This is a genomic window from Pontibacter rufus (genome assembly GCF_015694705.1).
In the GTDB taxonomy this organism is placed as follows: Bacteria; Bacteroidota; Bacteroidia; order Cytophagales; family Hymenobacteraceae; genus Pontibacter; species Pontibacter rufus.
In genome coordinates this window covers 191,827-214,883 of sequence record NZ_JADQDR010000006.1, presented here as the reverse complement: position 1 = coordinate 214,883, position 23,057 = coordinate 191,827, and the positions used below count along the sequence as shown (strand labels likewise).

The following is a 23,057-nucleotide window of genomic DNA, read 5'->3' as shown; positions in this document are numbered from 1 at the left end:
CCTGTCCGGTACATGCAGGGAACCAGGTGACCATAAAAGACTTTATAAGATGAAAAGCTTCAGAATTTTATTTTTACTGCTTCTTGCCCCGATGTTTCTTTTTACATCGTGCCAGGATAATGACCACGATTTGGGCAGAATGCTCGACAGATCCGAGATACATTACAAAGTGGTGCAGGACCTGGAGGCCGATCCGGGCGGCAACACAGTTATCCTCATCAATCAGACTCCCGAAACAGTATCTATGTGGGATTACGGCACCGGAAAGTCAAACCGCATGGTCGATACGGTGCATTTTGCCTTTGCAGGCGATTATGTTATCAAGTTTTCTGCGCTTACAGCCGGCGGAATCGTGGAGATGGAGCCGACGACCATCCATGTGACAGAAGATAACCTCAGCTACGTGAACGATCCGTTGTGGACAAACCTGACCGGCGGCGTTGGCAATGAGAAGACGTGGGTACTGGACTATGGCGGGCACGGTATTTTTGACGGGCCTATATACTACTATGAGCCGTTAACCACCTGGGAAGATTTCCAGGTAGGGACTGCTAAATTAGGATGGGCGCCTGCTTATGCTGATAATACCTGGCTGATCCCGGCGGCAGATACAGCCAGTACCATGACTTTCAGCCTGAAAGGCGGGCCCATTCTGAAAACTCATAAAGTATCGGAAGGTGTGAACGAGACAGGCACTTTCTCTTTCAACGCGAAAGAGCATACTTTGAGCACAACAGATGCGACTATCCTCCGATCTCCCAGCTTTATTGCGAACGCCACAAACTGGAACAACAACCTGGTGGTGCTGTCGTTGACTGAAAACGCGCTGCAGGTCGGCGTTCGCCGCACCAACAGCGAAGGCGATTACCTGTATGTATGGAATTTTATCCCGAAAGAGTACGCTGATAACTACGTGCCCGAAGCGCCGGTAGAAACAGGTCCGGACGAAGGTTTTGATCCAACATTTGCTCCTGGCGAATTACTGACGATGCTGACCGGTGGCCAGTCTTCCGGGCGGGTATGGGAACTGGATGTGGCAGGTAATCCGGTGGACTGGATTGCAGGCGGCAAAGGCTGGACGACATCGGCCGCAGACTCTAAAGACTGGGGCTGGAACGACACCTGGGTTACTGCTGCGGCAGGCGCATGGGTTCGCTTCGACCAATTTGGCGGCCAGAATTATACCCGCTACCAGAACGGCGAGACCACAACAGGCACATTTACGATAAACGAAGAGACCAATGAAATTACCTTAAGCGAAGGGGGTACGCTAATCCAGAATCCGGGACACTGGATGAACCCGGCTACCAATATTCTGAAGGTTGTAAAAGCTTTCCCGGAAGAATTTCAAAGCAAAGGTATCTGGTTTGGTACCAGCTATGATGCTGGAAAAGATGAGTGGCTGGCCTTCCACTATATTTTGCCTTAACGACTCAGTAAGAGTTACCAATACAGAATTATAAATTAAACAAAAAGTGGGGTGATGCAAGAATGGCGCTGCTCCACTTTTTGTTTATTACAGAGCTGTTGAACCTGAAAGATGCAGCCTGTGCTGATCGAAGTATAAGTAAGTAGCTCCGCTTAAAAAGCAGGTCTGCGGGTACTGGTTGTTTGTATTTTCCTGAAGCTGCTGCCTCGTATGGAATATATTAACGCGTTCACGACACTTATCCTTTTGTATATTTATTGCTCACAAAAATGTTGAGTAAAAAGCCACTGACGATGTATCATACTTTAAGAAAAGCCGCTGCCAAAGGCTATACCTTTGCCCTTTTGCTGGCTGCTGTTTTCAGCCTGTACGCCTGCAAGACCTCGGCTGTAAAAGAATCTGCTCAAACACAGGCCCGAGAACGAACCGATTTCGATAAAGGTTGGGCCTTCCGTCTGGGTGATACAACCAACGCTGAAGCGCCTGATTTTGATGATACCAACTGGCGGAAGCTGAACCTGCCACACGACTGGAGCATCGAGGGCACTTTCAGCAAAGACAATCCGGCGGGCGCGGGTGGAGGCGCTTTGCCGGGCGGTATCGGCTGGTACAGAAAATCATTTACCATAGATGAAGCTGATAAAGGCAAGCTGTTTTTCATCGACTTTGACGGCGTGTACACCAACAGCGAAGTATGGATTAACGGCCATTACCTGGGCAAGCGGCCAAATGGCTACAGCTCCTTCCGCTATGAACTAACGCCTTACCTCAACTATGGCGATAAAGAGAACACCATTGCCGTAAAAGTAGACAATGCGCAGCAGCCGAACTCCCGCTGGTACTCCGGATCAGGCATTTACCGCAATGTATGGCTCGTAAAAACGAATCCGGTATATGTAGACCAGTGGGGTACTTACGTTACCACGCCCGAGGTAAATGCACAAACGGCCAAAGTAGTCATCAGCACCAAAATCAATAACAGGACTGAAAAGAAAGGCCCTTATACTTTAGAAACCATTGTGTATGATGCCGCTGGCAAAGAGGTAGCACGCGCAACCAAAGACAACCTGCAACTGGCAGACAGTACCACCGAGTTTAACCAGCAACTTACCGTAGAGCAGCCTAACCTGTGGTCTGTCGAGAAGCCATACTTGTATACTGTGGTAACACAGGTTACTCAGGACGGCGACGTAATCGACAACTACGAAACGCCGCTGGGTATCCGTTACTTTAACTTCGACGCGCAGCAGGGTTTTTCGCTGAACGGCAAACCCATGAAAATACTGGGCGTGTGCAACCACCACGACCTGGGCGCGCTGGGTGCTGCCGTTAACACACGTGCGCTGGAGCGGCAACTGGAGATTCTGAAGGCCATGGGCGTGAATGGCATCCGCACGTCGCATAACCCGCCTGCACCTGAGTTGCTGGCATTGTGCGACAAAATGGGCTTTATTGTAATGGATGAAGCTTTTGATATGTGGAAGAAAGGCAAAACCAAGTATGACTACAGCGCGCATTGGGACAAGTGGCACCGGAAAGACCTGGAAGACCTCATCCGCCGCGACCGCAACCACCCGAGCGTGTTTATCTGGAGCATTGGTAATGAGATTCCGGAGCAGTGGGATAGTATAGCAGGGCCTGCCATCACCAAAGAGCTGGCAAGCATCGTTAAAGGCCTCGATAAAACCCGCCCTGTAACTTCTGCCCTGAACGATCCGCAGCCCAACAACAACATCTATAAATCCGGCGCACTGGACCTGGTTGGCTTCAATTACCATCACGAGCTCTACAAGGATTTTCCGAAGAACTTTCCGGGACAGAAGTTTATTGCCACCGAAACTACATCGGCACTGGCCACACGCGGCACCTACACCATGCCCTCCGACAGCATCCGACGCTGGCCGGTGCGCTGGGATATTCCTTTCCACGGCGGCAATCCTGATCTGACCATCTCCGCCTACGACAACGTGAGCGCTCCCTGGGGCTCCACGCACGAAGAAACCTGGAAAGTAATCAAGAAGTATGATTTCCTTTCGGGCATGTATATCTGGACAGGCTTCGACTACATCGGCGAGCCAACGCCCTATGACTGGCCTGCCCACAGCTCCTACTTCGGGGTGGTTGATCTGGCCGGGTTTCCGAAAGATTCTTACTACATGTACCAGGGCGAGTGGACAGACAAGCCGGTGTTGCACGTGTTTCCGCACTGGAACTGGCCAGCTGGCAAAACCATAGATGTGTGGGCTTACTACAACCATGCCGATGAAGTGGAGTTATACCTCAATGGCAAATCACTGGGAAAGCGCAGCAAGCAAGGCGATGACCTGCACGTAATGTGGCGCCTGACCTTTGAGCCGGGCACCTTGCGGGCTGTATCCAGAAAAGACGGGAAAGAAGTGCTGACACAGGAGATAAAAACAGCTGGTGCGCCCGCCCGTGTCATACTGGAGGCTGACCGCGACAACATCAGGGCTGACGGCAAAGACCTGTCTTTCGTGACAGTGCATATTGTAGATAAGGATGGCATAGAGGTGCCTTACGCCGACAACCTGGTACACTTTGCCCTGGACGGCAAAGCAAGTATAGCCGGCGTGGATAATGGCCTGCAAACAAGTTTAGAGCCATTTAAAGCCAGTTACCGCAAAGCTTTTCATGGCAAGTGTCTGGCTATTGTGCAGGCGCAGGAAGAGCCGGATGAGGTAAAGCTCACGGCTACTTCCGAAGGGCTGGCGCCGGCAACAATCACAATACATCTGGAAAAATAGAGAAAAACTATGGGTGCTGATACGCGCCTATAGCGGCAAACCAGTATCTTTAGGGACGATATTAGATAACTGGAGCAAACGTTACCTACCGGAGCTCGTTAAAATGTCAAACTAAAACAAGCCATACATATTATGACCTTTAAATTCACGAAAAAAGCCGCAGCCATAACTCTGATAGCAGGCCTAAGCGCCTACAACCATGCCCAGGCGCAGGAAACACCCAAACCGCCCAAAATGGTGCCTGAGATGACCGAATTCTGGGAGCCTGAAGTACGTGTTGTTACACCTGGTACAGGCGCTGCAGCTCCTTCCGATGCCATTGTGCTGTTTGATGGTAAAAACCTGTCGCAGTGGAAAGCCAAAAGCGATGGCAGTGAGGCCAAATGGCAGGTAAAAGACAATGCGTTTACAGTAGGCAAAGGAGATATCTCCACGAAAAAAGATTTTGGTGATTTTCAGCTGCACATCGAGTGGAGCGCACCCGACGAGGTGAAAGGCACCAGCCAGGGCCGCGGCAACAGTGGTATTTTCCTGCAGGACAGGTATGAGCTGCAGGTGCTGGATTCTTACGATAACCGTACCTATGCCAACGGCCAGGCCGGCAGTATTTACAAGCAGCACCGCCCGCTCGTAAACGTTACCCGCAAACCAACCGACTGGAACGTGTACGATGTTATTTATACTGCTCCCCGTTTTAAGGAGGATGGAACTGTATTTACGCCTGCCCGTGTAACAGTGCTGCAAAATGGTGTTGTGGTACAGAACAATGTCGAAATAAAGGGCCCGACTGAATATATTGGCCTGCCTGAATATAAAGCCCATGGCAAAGCGCCCATTACGCTGCAAGACCATGGCAATCCGGTTAGCTATCGTAATATCTGGATAAGGGAACTATAACTATCGTGTAAGGTTCGGCGCCGCGCAAGGGCGCCGAACCTTACACGATAGTTATAAATCATCATAAGGCCAGGGCAGACATGCTATAAAGCATGTCTGCCCTGGCCTTATGATTTTAGCCGAATCAGAAAAGGGGTGCTGTTAAGGTTTTATCTTGTACTGCCCCAGTAGGTGTTTACGGGTCATCAGGCAAAAACGTGTTTGGGGTAGGTTTTAAGCGCTCACTCACTGTGTTGTTAACAAACAGCACACACATCAGAAACAAATGATAACCTTATCAATCATGCCGTTTCTATAATTTAGATGCTTCATACGTTAGCGTACTTTTGAGTGATTGCTTATTTCATTCCAAGTTGTGCCTTAAAGACAGGAAGTTTGTAACATACAAATCTTGTGGCGCTGCATGTAAGATTTGCTCTGCTCTTCTGACCGTATTCCCTGGAACAATTAGCAGGAAGTATGGAAAATGGAAAATCAACAATCCTTTAATATAGAATAAACAATATGAATTCAGCATCTAAACTGAACCAGGCAACATAACCAAATCTCCTTAATTCTTTATCAATATGAAGTATATGTACTTTAAAAATTATTTTATGTATGATTTTAAGTGGAAGCTGGCCCCCGTGCTGCTGGCTCTCTTGCTTCTTCAGGCCTTCTGTGGCTTTGCTCAGACAGCTAATACCATTACCGGCAAGGTAACGTCTGCGGCCGATAACACAGGGCTGCCCGGTGTAAGCATAGGAGTCAGAGGTACTGCTACCGGAGCTATAACGGATGCCGAAGGTAATTTTACGTTACAGGCCCCTTCGGACGCAGTGCTTGTTGTGTCCTATATTGGCTTTAAGACCCAGGAAGTTCCTGTAAACGGCCGTTCGCAGCTTAACATAGCGCTGGCTGTAGACGAAAAGAAACTGGAGGAAGTGGTAATAACCGGCTACGGCGAGATAAGACGCAGTGAAGTAACCGGTGCTCAAACTACCATTAGCTCTGAGGAGATAAGCAAAACAGTGAACACCACTATCGAACAGGCCATTCAGGGCCGTGCTGCCGGTGTGTATGTAACGCAGAACACAGGTGCGCCAGGCGGCGGTATTTCAGTAAATATCAGGGGCGTTAACTCTATTGGCGGAACAAACGAGCCCCTTTATGTAGTGGACGGAGTACAGATACCGGGTTCTATTTCTCCTTCCGGCTCTAACCCGCTTTCTACACTTAACCCAGCTGATATCGAGAGCATGGAGATTCTGCAGGGCCCATCTGCTACAGCCCTTTATGGCTCAAGGGCAACAAACGGCGTAGTCCTGATCACCACCAAGCGTGGCAAGGCCGGCGAAGTTCGTATTAATTATGGCTTCCTGTACAGCGTACAAACGCCCCCAGAAAAACTGAAGGTAATGAACCTGCGCCAGTATGCCCAGATGGACAACGAGTATAAGGCCATTGCCGGTGGTAACGTGCGCGAGGACTTCTTAGATCCATCGCTGTTGGGCGAAGGAACGGACTGGCAGGAAGAGCTCTTCAGGAATGCTCCGATGCAAAAGCACCAGCTAAGCCTAAGTGGTGGTAACGAGAAAACAACCTATTACCTGTCTGGTGAATACCTCAATCAGGATGGTGTGGCATTGGGCTCCGGCTTCGACCGTTATTCCATCCGCTTGAACTTAGATAACCAGGCAAAAGAGTGGCTTACTATTAAAGCAAACATCAACTATGCGCAGACAGATGAAAGTTTGTCTACCACTCAATCAAGCGTGATCACCTACGGAATTCAGCTGGCACCGCATATCCCGGTAAGAAACCTGAACGGCACCTACGGTGGTGGTATAGTTACGACAACCAACACAGCAGAGCAATTCTCGCCACCAAACCCGGTTGGTCTTGCTGAACTCACGCAAAACGACCTGGAAAAGCGACAGTTCCTGGGCGGTCTGACCTTAGGATTTAAAATCACCGATGACCTGCACTTCAACACCTCATTTAACGGGAACGTTGGTTTTTCAAATTCTACTTACTTCCTCCCAACCTACCAGTTCGGTTACCAGCAAAACACAGTTGCTGTTCTGAACAATAATAATAGCCTGAACACCTCCTATACCTGGAACCAGATGCTCCAATACGATAGAACGTTTGGCAAGCACGGCATCAACCTGATGGCAACCCACGAGGTGAACGAATCGAGATGGAAAAACCTGTATGGCGAAAGACGCGGTTTCCAGACAAACGACGTAATCGACCTGAACGCAGGCGATGAGGCAACAAGCGTTGCCAGAGGCGGACAAGGAGAATGGGCGATGGAGTCTTACCTGGGCAGGATAATTTATAACTTCGATGAGCGCTACATCATCACAGGTGCTTTCCGGGTAGATGGTTCCGTAAACTTTGGCCCAGAAAACAGATGGGGCTATTTCCCGTCAGTATCAGCAGCCTGGAGAGTTTCTGAAGAAGATTTCTTTAATGTGCCCTTCATAAGCGATCTCCGGTTACGTTATGAGATTGGCCTGACAGGTAACCAGGGGGGCGCCGGCGCCATTTATGGTACGCTTGCTGCCGGCCCTACACCGTGGGGTACCAGCTTTATCGCCAGCAGATATCCTAACCCTAACTTCCAGTGGGAGGAGACCAAGACAAATAACTTTGGTATTAACTTAGGGTTGTTCGAGAACAGAGTGCAGGTAGAGGCTGATTATTATATCAAAAACACAGATAACCTGATCCTGCAAAGCTCCCTTCCCTGGTACATGGGTACAAACGGCAATGGCGCCATTCAGCCTCCTACCGTTAACATCGGATCTCTCCAGAACAAAGGCTGGAGCCTGAGCCTGAACACTGTTAATGTGGACAATGGTAGCTTTACCTGGTCATCAAACTTCAACCTTTCGCACTTTAAAACAGAGGTGGTGAGCCTTACCACTGAGAGCAGCCAGATAGACCGCATCAACTGGTGGATGAACAACTGGACACAGCGTACAGTAGTGGGAGAGGCGCCTTGGTTATTCTATGGCTATATTGAAGAAGGTATCTTCGGATCGCTGGAAGAACTGCAAAACAGTGCCCTGCCAGCCGACAATAATGGCGTAGAATTCCCGATCGCCGAAAACAGCATCTGGGTTGGCGACGTGAAGTATAAAGACATCAACGGCGATGGCATTATTACAGGTGAGGACCAGACCTTTATTGGTAACCCCTGGCCTAAGTACTATGCCGGTTTCACCAACAACTTTACTTACAAAGGCTTTGACCTGAGTGTGCTCATCACCAGCACCATCGGAAACGACATCTACAACTACCTGCGTAGCGAGAACACGAACCCCAACAACATCAACCTGGGCCGTAACTTGTTTGTAGGTGCTTTTGACTATGCCAGGGTGGCTTTAGACGGAGAAGGTAACCCGTATCTTGAAAACCCGGGCACAACCGTGGCCAGAATGTCTGGTGGTAACAAGAATAACAACTTCCAACGCCACACCGACAAGTATGTAGAGGATGGATCTTTTGTACGCCTTAAGAACGTCACCCTCAACTACAACATCCCGTCTGCCATGGTAGAAAGGCTGAAGTATATTAAAGGAGCAAGAATTGGCGTAAGTGCTCAGAACATTTATACCATCACTAATTACTCCGGCTACGATCCTGAAGTTGGTTCTTATGTAGGCCCGAATGCAACTGCAGAAAACGCTGCTATAGGTGTTGACTACGGACGCTATCCGCTAACGCCGGTGTACTCTGTGAATGTTGGTATTGATTTTTAATTTAACACAAAGAGCAAAATGAAGAATAGATTTTTATACATGGGTGGACTTCTGGCCCTGTCCCTTTTTTCGGGCTGTGAGAAGGATTTCCTGGAAAGACCCCCACAGGATACATTAGTGGATGCCAACTTCTTTAAAACAGACGAGCAGTTACTGGCCGCTTCGGCACCGCTTTACAGTGTAGTATGGAAGGATTACGTGGACAAGGCTTCCTGGGCGCTTGGTGACCTGAGAGCCGGTACTACCATGCGCGCCTGGGGCTATCGGGATGACGTACTGTTCAATACTACCGAAGTTTCTACCTCAAACAGCGAAGCATACCGCACTTTCTGGATTGTGGTAGGGCAGGCAAACACGCTCATTCAGAACGTGAATCGCTATGCTGGTCCCGGCGTGTCAGAAGACATTAAGAAGCACGTTATTGCCGAAGCCCGCTTTATGCGCGCCACAGCTTATGCTATGCTGGTAATGAACTATGGCCCGGTTCCGATCATTGAAGACAACATTGCCTTGCTGAATTCTCCGGAAGTGAAGCGTAACACGGTAGAGAGTGTGTGGGAGTTCATCACCCGCGATTACCAGTATGCCGCCGAAAACCTCCCGGATAGCGAAATTGCGCCTGGCAGGCTTTCAAAGTGGTCGGCAGAAGGTATGCTGGCCCGCACATACCTGACCCGGGCCGGATTAGGTGGTACGATGAACCAGGAGTACCTGGATAAGGCAAAAGAGTATGCCGAAAGAGTGATCACCCTGAGTGGCCATGCCCTGTTGCCGGACTATGCTGACCTGTTCCGTTATCCTTACGACAACAACATCGAATCTTTGTTTGAGCAGCAGTGGGTGTTTACTACCAACTATGGCTACGCCAACACCATGGTTTCGCAGATCACGTACAGCAATGATATTGCCAACGGTGATGGCTGGGGAGGAGATTTAGGCGCCTCGTGGTGGCAGCTGAGCCTATACGATGGTTTGTTTGAAGACGGATTTACGAATGATGAACGTCTGAAAGCAACCTATATGCTGCCTGGCTTCCATTATCCTGAGATCTCCCAAACAGTTAGAGATGCTGATGGTAATGCCGCAGAGCAGGAACTCATCTTTCCGGCACCTGCAGCAACAGCAGATAACAGCTTCGTAAATATTAAGAAGTATGTGGTTGGTAAAGCTGCCGACTTAGGCGGCGAGGCTGCCGCGCAGCGCTATCCGAACGATACCTACATGTTGCGCCTGGCCGAAATGTATTTGATCTATGCCGACGCTGTATTGGGTAGCAACGAGTCTACCTCAGACCCCAAAGCACTGGAGTATGTAAACGTTATCCGCAACAGAGCAGGTGTAGCCCCTCTTGAAGGGCCGCTTACCTGGCGCGATGTGTTTGAAGAGCGCATGAAGGAGTTTGCCATGGAAGGATTAGCATGGTATGACCTGGTTCGCATACACTACTATAATCCTGACAGGGCTTATGAGATCATCAACAGCCAGGACCGCGGCCTCTTTGTGGTTCATCCAAACCGCATGCCTAACCCAACTTCCTGGGAGTTTGAGAAAACCTCGTGGTTTGCAGAAAGAACAGCTACTGCTAATTCCGGAAACTTCCTGCTGCCAATACCGGCATCTGAGGCAAGTCAGGCGCCATGGTTGCGAGAGGAACCAGTCCCTTATGATTTCGAATAGTAACATTGCGGTCTAAAAATAATGAACTACGATATGAAATTTAACTATAAGTCATTGCTGTTCCTGTTCATCGCTTTTGCGATGACAGGGATATTTTCCAGCTGTTCGGACGACGAAGACCAGCCCAATGGTGGCAAGCCCAGAATAAGCTACATCCGGGTAACCAGCCCTGAAGCATCAGATTCCCTCCTGGCTAAAGCAGGACAGGGAGCCATGATTGCCATTATAGGAGAAAACCTCCAGAATGCACGTGAAATATGGTTCAACGACCTGCAAGGCACACTATCGCCTACCTTTATCACAAGTACTTCCATTATCACCAGGGTGCCGGCTGATATTCCAACAGACATCACCAACCAAATGAAGCTTGTTTTTGCGAACGGCGATTCTTTGATGTATGATTTCGTGGTAGATATAAGTGAGCCGGTGGTTACCAGTATGCTGAGTGAGTATGTGAATACTGGTGATGTTGCCACTATTTATGGCAGTTACTTTTACGAGCCTGCTACGGTAACTTTTACCGGAGGCATACAGGGCGAAGTAGTTTCTGTATCAGAAGATGCTAATGCCATAGAAGTAAGAGTGCCTGAGGGAGCCCAGCCAGGCCCCATAACTGTTACCACTAACTTCGGTGGGGCTGAATCTGATTTCTGGTTCCATGATAACAGAAACATAATAGCGAGCTTTGATGAAACGACCGCAGGGTTCTGGACAGGAGCGGATTACATCAAATCATCAGATCCGGTTATTTTACCTATTAATGGTAAGTTCCTTCGGTTTAATAAAGAGCTGGGTCCTTACCCCTACGCCGAGTTCTGGGTTGCACCAACAGCCAGCGATGCAACAAAGGAAACTAAAAATATTCCGGCAGCAGCATTTGTTAATCCAGCCGAGTATGTCGTGAAGTTTGAAGTAAACACACTGGCACCACTCGCTGGTGCAGAAATGAGAATGTATGTGGGTAACAACATGGCGAATGAAAGGAATGATATTTACTATAACTGGAAGCCCAACCTGGATACTGAAGGTCAATGGCAAACAGTAAGTATTCCTTTCGAAGACTTTTATGCTGCGAATGCTAAATTCCCATATAACCCTGACGGGTATGGCGTGTCTTTTTACTTCCACGGACCATTGGCAGTAAATACAAACTTTGCCATGGACAACATGCGGGTAGTGCCTAAGGCAGCTAAATAATTCATCCTTAAGAAGATAAATATCAAGTATGAAAAATTTTTATAATACAAGGTTCCTGCTTTTTTTATGTCTGGTACTGTCGTTTGGGATAATAACCTCCTGTGAGGATGACGATGAAAATAGTCCCAATACAGGGCAGGTAGAGCTGCTGAGCTTTGGTCCCTCCGGCGTTCAGCTCGGAGAGGAGATCCGGTTTATCGGCCGTAATCTTAATAAAGTAGAAGCCATTGAGTTGCCTGGCGTAACTGTTGCGAAAGCAGACTTTATCGAGCAGACGCCCGAACTCATCAGGCTTATTGTGCCGGAAGAAACCAAGGAAGGTAAAGTAACGCTGAAGCTCTCGGACGGTGCGGATGTTACATCGAAAACCATCCTAAGCTTTTTGGTGCCGATTACAATAGCTTCGGTCACCAAAGAAGCAAGGCCCGGTGCAAACATTACTATTACGGGCACCAAACTCGACTGGGTAGAAGGTGTTGTATTCGAGCAGGATACGGTTGATGAATTTGTAAGCCAGTCTGCAACAGAACTGGTGCTGCAGGTGCCGGCAACAGCAAAAACCGGAACCCTGCTTCTGTTAGGTGGCGGCACAGAACCAACCTTTATAGAAACAGAGGAAGAACTGATTGTGACCTTACCGGCTGTAACAGCCTTGACGCCAGCTTCCGTACTTACCGGCAGTAATCTCACTATAAAAGGTACAAACCTGGATCTGGTAAAAGCTATTAAATTTACAGGGGTAGGCGAGGCCCTAGCCAGCACCTTTGTAAGCCAGTCTGCTACGCAGATTGTGGTAAAAGTACCGGAGAATGCCTCTTCAGGAAACATAACGCTGGTAGCTAACTCTGACGTGGAGGTAACCACTACACAAGAGCTGAATGTAATTTTACCTGCGGTAACGGCTTTGTCTCCTGAGGCAGTAAAGCATTCCGATAACCTGACTATTACGGGTACTAACCTGAATCTTGTGAAGGAGATCAAATTTACAGGCGTAGGCGAGGCGAAGGCAAGTACATTTGTAAGCCAGTCAGCAAACGAGATTGTGGTAAAGGTGCCAAACAATGCGTCAAATGGTGCCCTCACCCTGGTGGCTAAGTCTGGCGTAGAAGTAACCACCACACAGCAACTCGCCATCCTGTTACCGGCTATTACTTCTCTTTCTCCAAGCCCTGTAGATCCAGGTCAGGATCTTACCATTAACGGAACCAACCTTGATTTGGTGAAGAGCATTGAGTTTCAGGGTGGAACAAAGGTGTCTGCTTTTGTTAGTCAGTCGCCGAGCCGCATTGTTGTAAAGGTGCCGATGAATGCTAAAAAAGGAGCATTAACACTTACTACCATAAAGGACTATGTAGTTGCCACAGATGCTCAGGTAACCATTGTTTTACCGGCAATCACAAGTGTAGCGCCGGAACCCGTAATTGCAGAAAGCTACCTGACGATTAGCGGAACTGAACTGGATCAGGTAAAATCGGTAGTATTTACGGGTGGTGCGACAGTTTCAACGTTTGTAGCGCAGAATGCTAGCCAGATAGTTTTAAAAGTGCCGGCTGCCGCTAAAACAGGTGTGCTGACACTCATAACGACCTCTGGCTTTACTGTAACAACAGACAAACAGGCGCAAATCGGTACGGCAGCACCAAATATCTCCTCTTATATCTACAACGACGCACTTAATACTGCCGACAATGAAACCTGGCAGCTATGGGGCGGCTGGGGCACGGATGTTCAGGATTTGGAAAATACTGAAAACGTAAACAGAGGTACCAAAGCAATCAAAGTAGTTTTCAAAGATGCGTATGGAGCCCTTCAGTTACATCCGGTTAATGCCAACATCTTAGCCGGTAAAACCCACCTGGTTCTTTATGTGCGTGGTGGTGAAAAGGATAGCCAGTTAGCCATTCAGGTTAAAAATGCTGCCGGTGTAACTTCAGGCGATGTTCCCTTTGATGTAAAAGCAGGAGAGTATAAGCTTGTTGAAATTCCGATTAGCTCCCTGGGAGATGTTTCCAGCGGACTTGCAGAACTGTACATCAAAAACTATGGTACCAATCCGAATACCATTTACATTGATGATTTAGGACTCCGGTAGTATACTGAATTAAAGTAAAAGGAAGGGCAGCAATGCTCTTTCTTTTTTATATACCTCACTCACTGCATCGAAAATCAACAGATCAGGTGCTCCTTTCAGGCACATAAGCCCTTCCACATGATTAAAGTTTCTGCCGGTTTATTTCTTCTGCTTTTTTCCTGTATGTCTACTTTTCAGACTTCAGGGCAAAAGTATGAGGCTGAAAATGCTATACTCGCAGGTGGCGCATCGAAGATAGTATGTGCCACCTGTTCCGGCGCCGCTGCTGTAGCCCAGCAGGAAGGCAGCCTTACCTTTGACATCACAATTCCGAAAGAAGGCTTTTATGATTTATCAATTAATGCTTCAGCACCAAATGGCGATAAAATAAACAAGCTGCAGCTAGGTGAAAATACGCTGGACTTCTCCTTAGCACAAAACAGTGCCTATACTACCCAGAAGCTTGTCAGTGCCCAGAAGTTACCGGCTGGAAAACAGCAGGTGAAGATTATCAAATCCTGGGGATGGATAAACATTGATTACTTAGAAGTGAAAGAAGTAGATGGCGCAAACAGGTTTCACCTGAACCAGACCCTGATAACCCCCAACCCAACACCGGAAGCCAAAGCCTTATACGATTTCCTGCTTGATAACTATGGAGAGAAAATTATCTCGGGTGTCATGACCTTAAAGAGTATGGATGAGGTAAACTGGCTGAAGCAGAATACCGGCAAAGAGCCGGCCCTGCTTGGTCTGGACTTTATGCATAGCGGCAGAGGCTATACCTGGTACAACGATAAGGAGCCTGTAAACGATGCTTTGGCTTGGTACAACAGAAACGGGATACCTGCCTTGATGTGGCACTGGCGGGACCCTTCACGCATTACGGAAGCGTTTTATACCAAAAACCAGTCAAAGCCGGACGGAACAGATTTCGATATCTCAAAGATTGCAGATGTAAATTCTGCAGAATACAAAGCCATGCTGGCTGACATAGACTTTACCGCCGGCATGTTAAAAGAACTGCAGGATCTACATGTCCCTGTCATCTGGAGACCCTTGCACGAAGCAGCAGGCGGCTGGTTCTGGTGGGGTGCCAAGGGGCCGGAGCCTTTAAAAGCGTTGTGGCACCTGATGTATGACAGGATGGTAAAGTATCATGGACTCACCAACTTAATTTGGGTATGGACGCGCGAGCCCAATGATGATGCCTGGTACCCGGGCGATGAATATGTAGATATTATTGGGCGTGATGTTTACAAAGATGGTGATCATGGCTCACAGGCACTGGAGTTTAGTGATATGAATAACAGGTATGGTGGTAAAAAAATGCTGGCACTCAGCGAAACAGGTTCTTTCCCGGATGTAGATAACCTCATAAAAGACGGGACAGCTTGGTCGTGGTTTATGCCCTGGTACGGGGCTTACACACAAGACAGCAAGTATAATTCCCTTGATCTATGGAAAAAGATGTTTGCGCACGACTACGTAATTACACTCGACGAAATGCCCAACCTGCGTACTTACGAAAGGCAGGACACGCTGCAGGAGCCAACTGGCTTTTGGAATGAGCCTGCAGAGAAGCCGGATTTCTCTGCTTATCCTACCCTGGTGATAGCAGATTTAATGGTGAGTAGTGAGCACAGGATCGAAACTGTTTCAGTGTACAATGCGCTGGGCGTACTGGTCAGGCAACAACGTGTCGGTAGAGCAAAGACAGCTATCTCTTTCAAAGGGCTGGCATCGGGTGTTTACCTGGTGCGAGTAGACCAGAAGCGAGCTATCAAGGTGATAAAGGAGTAAGCAACGCTTCAAAGTATATAGTATGCATTGGTGGATGTATAAAGATTACTCCTGAAACAGCTCACCATTAAATCTATTAAAGGCAGCTACCGGAACATTCCGCCGCCTAAGAAGCTTTAAGACGGCATCCACTATCTGTACCGCTTCACTCCCGAAGTGTAAGAATTTCTTTTTGCTGACTAAGGATAGTATACTTGCAACTGGTACGTTGAAGTTGCGCTCTCCCATACCTCATCATCAAACATTCCCGGAAATGAAAAAGCCAATCTGGATTTCTTCCTTATAGTGCTTGTGTGCTATCTGGTGCATCAGCATAGTGTAGCGCGTGAGGCTGCGATGCAATCCTGACTCTACCTTCTTACTAACAAACAAGCATGGTACAATCTGTAAAGATCATGAAGTATTAAGCCACACGGCAAAAAGACTTTTTGTGTTTTGAGCATGTAAAAGTTGACTGTAAAATAATTTGTGCCAAATTTTACATAGTCCTTACCTGCATCTGCTATTTAGCCTGAAAATTGAAGGTTATAGAACGTTTTCTAAGTTAAAATGCTTAGTATAGTGCGATTTAACCAGTTACAGGTAAATATAAGCCCTTTAAATTTATCTCCCTTGTATAGTAGTATGCAGTTTTTAAAAACATCCGGCCTTATTCATCTCCTGGTCCTCACAGTTATGGTGGCAGCCTGTCAGCAGAAAGACACAAAGGTTGAAACAGGTGCAGCTAAGCAAAATAATGCGCCCTCCGAAACCCTGTTCACCCTGTTGCCTGTAGCAAGAACCAACATCAGCTTCAATAATACCGTCAATGAAAACCCATACGGGAATATCTTAACGTATCAGTACTTCTACAACGGAGGCGGTGTCGCGGTGGGCGATCTGAACAATGACGGGCTGCAGGACATATACTTTTCCGGCAACATGGCGCCCAACCGCCTGTACCTGAACAAAGGCAACATGCGGTTCGAGGATATCACCACCACGGCAGGCGTGGCCGGCAGACCAAACAACTGGAAAACCGGTGTGACGATGGCCGATGTGAACGGCGACAGCCTGCTGGATATGTACCTCTGCTACTCCGGTAATATGCCCCCCGAAACGCGGGCAAATCAGCTTTTTATCAACCAGGGACCTGATGCCAACGGTGTTCCTAAATTTGTGGACCAGGCACAGGAGTATGGCGTTGCCGGTTCTTCTTTCAGCACCAGCGCTACCTTTTTCGACTATGATCAGGACAACGACCTGGATATGTTCCTGCTCAACCATAACCCCATTCAGTTCCGTAACCTCGATGACGTTGCCTTTCAGCAGATACTAAGCAGGAAAGCCGAGGAAATGCGCGTAAAGCTACTTCGGAACGACGACGGCCACTTTACGGATGTATCGGATAAAGCGGGCCTGGCCGGATCGGCGCTGACGTATGGCTTGGGAGCCGGTATAAGCGATGTGAATGGCGACGGCCATCCTGACATCTATATTTCCAGCGATTATTCTGCGCCGGATTACCTTTACATCAACAACGGCGACGGCACTTTTACCGACAAGCTGCAGCAAAGCATCGGACACACTTCGTTGTACTCGATGGGCAACGACGTGGCAGATATCAATAACGACGGCCTGCTCGATATTTTTGCGCTGGACATGCTGCCCGAAGACAACCGCCGCCAGAAACTGCTGATTTCGCCCGACAATTATGAGCGCTTTGATATGTTTGTGCGGGCAGGTCTGCACCACCAGTACATGCGCAATATGCTGCAAATAAATAACGGCGATGGCACTTTTAGTGAAATAGGGCAGCTGACGGGGATCTCCAATACCGACTGGAGCTGGGCACCGCTGTTTGCTGATTATGACAACGATGGCTGGAAAGACCTGTTCGTGAGCAATGGCTTTCTGCGCGATTTCACCAACATGGACTTTATCAAATACGAAAGTTCCTTTATTCAACGGGGAGGCTTAAACGAGCAAAGCGTCTTGGCTTTGGTCAAGAAGATTCCGTCTTCCAACGTCAAAAACTATATCTTCCGGAACGATGGCAACCTGCAGTTTAGCAACAAAGGCGCAGACTGGGGTATCAACACGCCGTCTAACAGCAATGGAGCGGCCTACGCCGACCTGGATAATGACGGCGACCTGGACCTGGTGATCAACAATATCAACAAGCCCGCTTTCATTTATCAGAACCAGGCAAACAAGCTCAAAGACAACCACTACCTGCAGATAAAACTGGCTGGGGCCGGACAAAATACGCAGGGCATTGGGGCTAAAGTAACGCTTTATAATAACGGGCAGCAGCAATACCAGGAGCAGATGCCGGCCCGGGGTTACCAGTCAAGCGTGTCGCCGGTGTTGCACTTTGGTTTAGGCAAAGCAGCAGGTATAGATTCGCTGCGCATTGTGTGGCAGAGCGGTAGGCAGCAGGTATTGCATGAGGTAAAAGCAGACCAGGTGCTTAGGCTACAGGAAAAAGACGCCACCGGCAAGTATAAATCTGCGAAAGCAGCACCCGCTATTTTTGAGGAAGTTAAATCGCCGGTTACTTTTACGCATCAGCAGAAAGCAATTAATGATTTTAAGCGCCAGCCGCTGCTGGTAAATCCATTGTCGTTTGCCGGGCCCTGCATGGTGAAGAGTGATGTAAACGGCGATGGGTTGGAGGACGTGTTTGTGGGCGGAAGCAGCGGACAAGCCGCTGCCTTATACCTGCAACAGCCAGATAAAAGCTTCGCGCATAAAGACATTCCGGCCTTTGAAGAGGACAAGAACAGCGAGGACACCGATGCGCTGTTTTTCGACGCTAACAAAGACGGGAAGCCTGACCTGTACGTGAGCAGCGGCGGCTACGGTGCGTTTATGCCGCAGGATGCATTGCTGCAGGACCGCTTATACCTGGGCGACGGCAAAGGCAACTTCGTTAAAAGTATAAATGCGCTGCCGGATATGCTTACCAGCACCAGCTGTGCACGTGCAGCGGACGTAAACGGCGATGGCTTTGCCGACCTGTTTGTAGGCAGCCGTGTTATCCCTGGCCGCTACCCCGAAATACCGGAAAGTTATTTGCTGTTAAACGATGGCAAAGGCCGCTTTAAAGACGCGACTGCATCGCTGGCGCCGCAGTTGCAAAAGCTGGGCCTGGTAACGGATGCCGCCTGGTATGATTTGGATGGTGACCGGAAGCAGGAGCTGGTTGTGGTAGGGGAATGGATGCCCATCACGGTCTTCAAAAATGTAAACGGCAAGCTCAGTGATGAAACCGAATCATACTTCAGTAACAAGTATAACGGCTGGTGGAATAAACTGCTGATCGATGATTTTAATCAGGATGGTCATCCGGATTTGATAGCCGGCAACCAGGGGCTGAATACGCAGGTAAAAACCTCCGCCAGTGAGCCTGCCGAACTATACTACAAGGACTTCGATGACAACGGTTCGGTAGACCCGATTCTGTGCTGCTACATCCAGGGCAAACGCTATCCTTATGTAACACGCGACGAACTGCAGGACCAGATTAGCATGACACGTACGCGCTTTGCCAACTACGAAACCTACTCTGACGCTACCCTCAATGATATTTTCACCCCGCAGGAACTGAAAGGAGCCGGGCATTTATCGGCGAATTACCTGAAAACAGCTTATTTTGAAGGCGGTGCAGATGGTAAATTTAAAGAGCAGACGCTGCCGGTAGAGGCTCAGTTTGCACCGGTGTTTGCCATACAAAGTATAGACTACAACCGGGATGGCCTGCAGGACCTGTTGCTGTGCGGCAACGTCCGGCAGGCTCGCCTCCGCTTTGGCAAGTACGACGCTAACTATGGTGTGTTGCTGCAGGGCAACGGCAAAGGTGGTTTTGCGTTTGTGCCGCAGCATAAGTCGGGCCTGCAACTGAAAGGCGATGTGCGGAGCATTGTGCCCGTCAACAACATATTGCTGTTCGGTATGAATCAGGGCGAGGTAAAAGCGTATAAAATAAAGAAGCCATGAGAAAGCTGTTATACTTTATGGTAGCTGTTGTTGCTTTGTCGGCCTGTCATAAGCAGGAAGTTGTGCAGCCACAGTTTAGCGGAGATGCCATCAGCGGGGTAATTTCCGAAATGACTGACGTAATGGTGAATGATGTAACCAACCCACCGCTCGCCGCGCGCTTCTTCTCTTATGCTACCCTGGCCGGCTACGAAATTGTTTCGCAGCACGATAGCACCTTCCGCAGCATGCATGGCATTCTGAATGAATATCCAAAGATAGAGAAGCCTGCCGGGCTCACCGGTTACTCTTATCAGCTCAGTGCGTTGCTGGCCATGATGGAGACAGCGCAGAAAATGCAACCTTCTGGGGCAATGCTGGCGGCATATGAGCAGCAGTTTCTGGACTCCTGCCGCCACAGTGGTGTACCGGAGGACGTAATCGCTAACTCGCTAACGTATGCCCAGGCGGTAAGCAAAAGCATCCTGGCTTATGCCAAGTCGGATAAATACAACCGTATCAGCAACTATTCCCGCTATTCGCCTTCTGAGGAAGCGGGTGCCTGGCAGCCTACGCCGCCTGGCTTTTTTGCCCCTGTGGAGCCATACTTCAATACGGTTCGTTCTTTTACCCTCGACACCTGCAGCCAGTTTAAGCCCAAACCGCCTGTCCCTTTCTCAACGGAAAAGAATTCAGCCTTTTATACCCTCATGCTGCTGAATCTTGAAGAAAATGCCGCTGATTTATCAGATGAGCATCAGCAAATAGCTGCTTTCTGGGACTGCAACCCATTTGCGCTGCAGGACAACGGCCACCTGATGGTGGGTATGAAGAAAATATCACCCGGCGCGCACTGGCTGGGTATAACGGGTATTGCCTGCCAGAAGGCGAATAAAAGCTTTTCAGAAGCCATGGAAATAAACACCTTGGTGTCGGTGGCGCTGATGGATGGCTTTATTTCCTGCTGGGACGAGAAATTCAGGAGTAACCGCATACGCCCTGAAACAGCTATCCGCAGGTATATGGATGCTACCTGGAAGCCTTTCCTGCAGACGCCTCCTTTCCCGGAGTACCTGAGCGGCCATTCTACCATTTCTGCTGCATCGGCGGTGGTATTAACCCATTATTTTGGCGATAACTTCAGGTTTACCGACTCGGTGGAAACACGTTATGGCTTGCCATCCCGCCCATTTGCATCCTTTCAGCAGGCAGCGATCGAAGCCGGAATTTCCCGGTTTTATGGTGGCATTCATTTTATGGACGCTATCGACAACGGACGTACACAAGGCCTGCAGGTCGGGGAGTGGATACTATACAAAACCGGCAAAACCGCCTCAGCCGGCAGCAAGGCAATCGTACAAAAATAGCTTTTCTTTTATTACTGTATTCTGTGGCACAGGCCCTGGTATAGGCAGGCCTGCACCGCGATGCCATAAAAGTTGGTTGCGGAACCAGGACAGTATCCTGCATCAGCCGTGTTTAACGCTTAGGCTATACATCAGAAACATTCTATAACCTATCCTGCTGTATTATTCGCTTACATTAGCTGTATGTTAAGCCCATCCGCTTGCAGCCTGCCGGTGACATTCCTGTAATGCTGCCTGCATGTTGGGGGTGCGTGAGAACGTTTAATATCACTTAATCTAACGATATATGGATTTGTCTACTATTACAAAAGCAGTAGGTTTACTTTCACTTGCCTTTCTGTTTTCCTGCTCCGGAGTGCAGCAGAAGCCCGGGGCAACAGCGGCGCAGCCGGCCACTGAAGCTATACGCCTGAATCAGATAGGATTTTATCCCAAAGCACCAAAGATAGCCGTAGTAGTAGGAGAGAACGAAGGTGATAAGTTTTACCTGAAAACCCCGGATCTGTCCAAAACAGTTTATTCCGGCCAGCTGACGGATACCAAACCGGCCGCGTTGTCCAACAGGCCCACGCGTGTAGCTGATTTCAGCGAATTTAGTGAACCAGGCGTGTATGTAATTGATATTCCGGGAGTGGGGCATTCCTATACTTTTGAAATTGGCCCGGATGTACATGAGGATGTAGCCGCTGCTGCCCTAAAAGGTTTTTATTACCAGCGCATGTCTGCTGACCTGCCGGAGCAGTATGCAGGCAAATGGCCCCGCCCCGCCGGGCATCCTGATAATAAAGTGCTGGTACATCCGTCAGCGGCAACGGCGCAACGGCCGGCGGGCACCGTTATTTCTGCGCCGCGTGGCTGGTACGATGCCGGGGATTACAACAAGTATATCGTGAACAGCGGCATTAGTATGGGCACTTTGCTGTCGGCTTATGAAGACTTCCCGCAATACTATAAATCACAGAACCTGAACATACCGGAGAGCAACAACACCGTGCCTGACCTGCTGGATGAAACCCTCTGGAACCTGCGCTGGATGCTGGCCATGCAGGACCCGAATGATGGCGGCGTGTATCACAAACTGACAGCTCCGGCTTTTGAAGGGATGATTATGCCTGCTGATGCCAGAAAGGTGCGCTACGTTGTGCAGAAAGGAACAGCGGCTACCCTGGACTTTGCCGCCGTGATGGCACAGGCCAGCCGCATCTACAAAAACTATGAGCAGGCGCTGCCGGGCCTGTCTGATTCCTGTCTGACTGCTGCCACAAAAGCCTGGGCGTGGGCGCAAAAGAATCCTGACGTAGTATATGCTCAGGATGAGATGAACAAGGCATATGACCCGGATGTAACCACCGGTGCTTATGGCGACAAAGATTTCAGTGATGAGTTTATCTGGGCTGCCGCCGAATTATATACCACCACCCACAACGACAGCTACTACACAGCTGTGAACATGTTACCTGACGACAAGATGCTACTTCCTTCCTGGCCGCAGGTTAGGTTACTGGCCTATTATACTTTGCTCCGCAACAGCAATAATCTGACACCTGTTGCCCAGCATGATATTGCTGAGATAAAAAAACGCCTGGTACATTTTGCCGATGAGTTGCTGGATGGTACTGCTGCCAACGCGTACAGAACCGTAATGGGTAAATCAAAGGACGATTATATATGGGGCAGCAGCGCTGTGGCAGCTAACCAGGGCGTGGCGCTGGTGCAGGCCTACCAGATTACGGGCGACAAAAAATACCTGCAGTCAGCACTCTCCAACCTGGATTACCTGCTGGGCCGCAATGCCACGGGTTATTCTTTTTTAACGGGCTACGGCGAGAAGTCCACCATGCATCCGCATCATCGCCCATCTGTTGCAGACGGAATAGAGGAACCGGTTCCGGGGCTGCTTTCAGGAGGCACAAATGCTAATGCGCCGAAACAGGATAACTGTACCGGCTACACAGCCACATCTCCGGATGAAATGTACCTGGATGCAGACTGTTCTTACGCCTCCAACGAAATAGCCATCAACTGGAATGCACCGCTCGTTTACCTGGCCGGCGCCATGGAAGCACTGCAACAAGAAGCCGGTTTTTCGGGAGCGGCGCAGTAATAATCAGCATCACAGGCATGCATTATACCTGTGAT

Annotated in this window: 11 protein-coding genes; all 11 read left to right on the top strand. The window is 49.0% G+C overall.

What is annotated here, in order from left to right; genetic code table 11:
- Positions 1 to 49 precede the first annotated feature (49 nt).
- The 11 genes from I2I11_RS12020 to I2I11_RS11970 all read left to right on the top strand — a co-directional run bounded on the left by I2I11_RS12020 (position 50) and on the right by I2I11_RS11970 (position 23,022).
- Complete coding sequence (locus I2I11_RS12020) at positions 50 to 1,429, top strand: hypothetical protein (protein WP_230680152.1); 1,380 nt, start codon at positions 50 to 52, stop codon at positions 1,427 to 1,429.
- 269 nt (positions 1,430 to 1,698) lie between these two features.
- Positions 1,699 to 4,194 carry a beta-galactosidase GalB gene (gene galB / locus I2I11_RS12015; RefSeq protein ID WP_230680151.1) on the top strand — a complete coding sequence of 832 codons (2,496 nt, stop codon included), beginning with the start codon at positions 1,699 to 1,701 and terminating at the stop codon, positions 4,192 to 4,194.
- A 132-nt stretch (positions 4,195 to 4,326) separates the two neighbouring features.
- Positions 4,327 to 5,091, top strand: a complete 765-nt coding sequence (locus I2I11_RS12010) for a 3-keto-disaccharide hydrolase (RefSeq protein ID WP_196267946.1) — start codon at positions 4,327 to 4,329, stop codon at positions 5,089 to 5,091.
- Between the two features lie 566 nt (positions 5,092 to 5,657).
- Complete coding sequence (locus tag I2I11_RS12005; RefSeq protein WP_230680149.1) at positions 5,658 to 8,843, top strand: SusC/RagA family TonB-linked outer membrane protein; 3,186 nt, start codon at positions 5,658 to 5,660, stop codon at positions 8,841 to 8,843.
- An 18-nt stretch (positions 8,844 to 8,861) separates the two neighbouring features.
- On the top strand, positions 8,862 to 10,520 hold the full coding sequence (locus I2I11_RS12000; protein WP_196267945.1) for a RagB/SusD family nutrient uptake outer membrane protein: 1,659 nt from the start codon (positions 8,862 to 8,864) through the stop codon (positions 10,518 to 10,520).
- 33 nt (positions 10,521 to 10,553) lie between these two features.
- Positions 10,554 to 11,717, top strand: a complete 1,164-nt coding sequence (locus I2I11_RS11995; protein WP_196267944.1) for a glycan-binding surface protein — start codon at positions 10,554 to 10,556, stop codon at positions 11,715 to 11,717.
- Between the two features lie 28 nt (positions 11,718 to 11,745).
- Positions 11,746 to 13,809, top strand: a complete 2,064-nt coding sequence (locus I2I11_RS11990) for an IPT/TIG domain-containing protein (protein WP_196267943.1) — start codon at positions 11,746 to 11,748, stop codon at positions 13,807 to 13,809.
- Between the two features lie 162 nt (positions 13,810 to 13,971).
- Positions 13,972 to 15,591: a glycosyl hydrolase gene (locus I2I11_RS11985; protein ID WP_196267942.1), complete on the top strand. Its 1,620-nt coding sequence runs from the start codon at positions 13,972 to 13,974 to the stop codon at positions 15,589 to 15,591.
- Positions 15,592 to 16,215: 624 nt separating this feature from the next.
- Positions 16,216 to 19,572, top strand: a complete 3,357-nt coding sequence (locus I2I11_RS11980) for a VCBS repeat-containing protein (RefSeq protein ID WP_196267941.1) — start codon at positions 16,216 to 16,218, stop codon at positions 19,570 to 19,572.
- Positions 19,569 to 20,918: a vanadium-dependent haloperoxidase gene (locus tag I2I11_RS11975; protein ID WP_230680146.1), complete on the top strand. Its 1,350-nt coding sequence runs from the start codon at positions 19,569 to 19,571 to the stop codon at positions 20,916 to 20,918. Before I2I11_RS11980 ends, I2I11_RS11975 begins: the two co-directional genes overlap by 4 nt.
- A gap of 286 nt (positions 20,919 to 21,204) precedes the next feature.
- On the top strand, positions 21,205 to 23,022 hold the full coding sequence (locus tag I2I11_RS11970; RefSeq protein ID WP_196267940.1) for a glycoside hydrolase family 9 protein: 1,818 nt from the start codon (positions 21,205 to 21,207) through the stop codon (positions 23,020 to 23,022).
- The last annotated feature ends 35 nt before the right edge of the window (positions 23,023 to 23,057 follow it).

What these genes read in the sequence shown, in the direction of transcription:
- I2I11_RS12020 (WP_230680152.1), top strand. Translation starts at nt 50, where the DNA reads ATGAAAAGCTTCAGAATTTTATTTTTACTGCTTCTTGCCCCGATGTTT.
- galB (WP_230680151.1), top strand. Translation starts at nt 1,699, where the DNA reads ATGTTGAGTAAAAAGCCACTGACGATGTATCATACTTTAAGAAAAGCC.
- I2I11_RS12010 (WP_196267946.1), top strand. Translation starts at nt 4,327, where the DNA reads ATGACCTTTAAATTCACGAAAAAAGCCGCAGCCATAACTCTGATAGCA.
- I2I11_RS12005 (WP_230680149.1), top strand. Translation starts at nt 5,658, where the DNA reads ATGAAGTATATGTACTTTAAAAATTATTTTATGTATGATTTTAAGTGG.
- I2I11_RS12000 (WP_196267945.1), top strand. Translation starts at nt 8,862, where the DNA reads ATGAAGAATAGATTTTTATACATGGGTGGACTTCTGGCCCTGTCCCTT.
- I2I11_RS11995 (WP_196267944.1), top strand. Translation starts at nt 10,554, where the DNA reads ATGAAATTTAACTATAAGTCATTGCTGTTCCTGTTCATCGCTTTTGCG.
- I2I11_RS11990 (WP_196267943.1), top strand. Translation starts at nt 11,746, where the DNA reads ATGAAAAATTTTTATAATACAAGGTTCCTGCTTTTTTTATGTCTGGTA.
- I2I11_RS11985 (WP_196267942.1), top strand. Translation starts at nt 13,972, where the DNA reads ATGTCTACTTTTCAGACTTCAGGGCAAAAGTATGAGGCTGAAAATGCT.
- I2I11_RS11980 (WP_196267941.1), top strand. Translation starts at nt 16,216, where the DNA reads ATGCAGTTTTTAAAAACATCCGGCCTTATTCATCTCCTGGTCCTCACA.
- I2I11_RS11975 (WP_230680146.1), top strand. Translation starts at nt 19,569, where the DNA reads ATGAGAAAGCTGTTATACTTTATGGTAGCTGTTGTTGCTTTGTCGGCC.
- I2I11_RS11970 (WP_196267940.1), top strand. Translation starts at nt 21,205, where the DNA reads ATGGATTTGTCTACTATTACAAAAGCAGTAGGTTTACTTTCACTTGCC.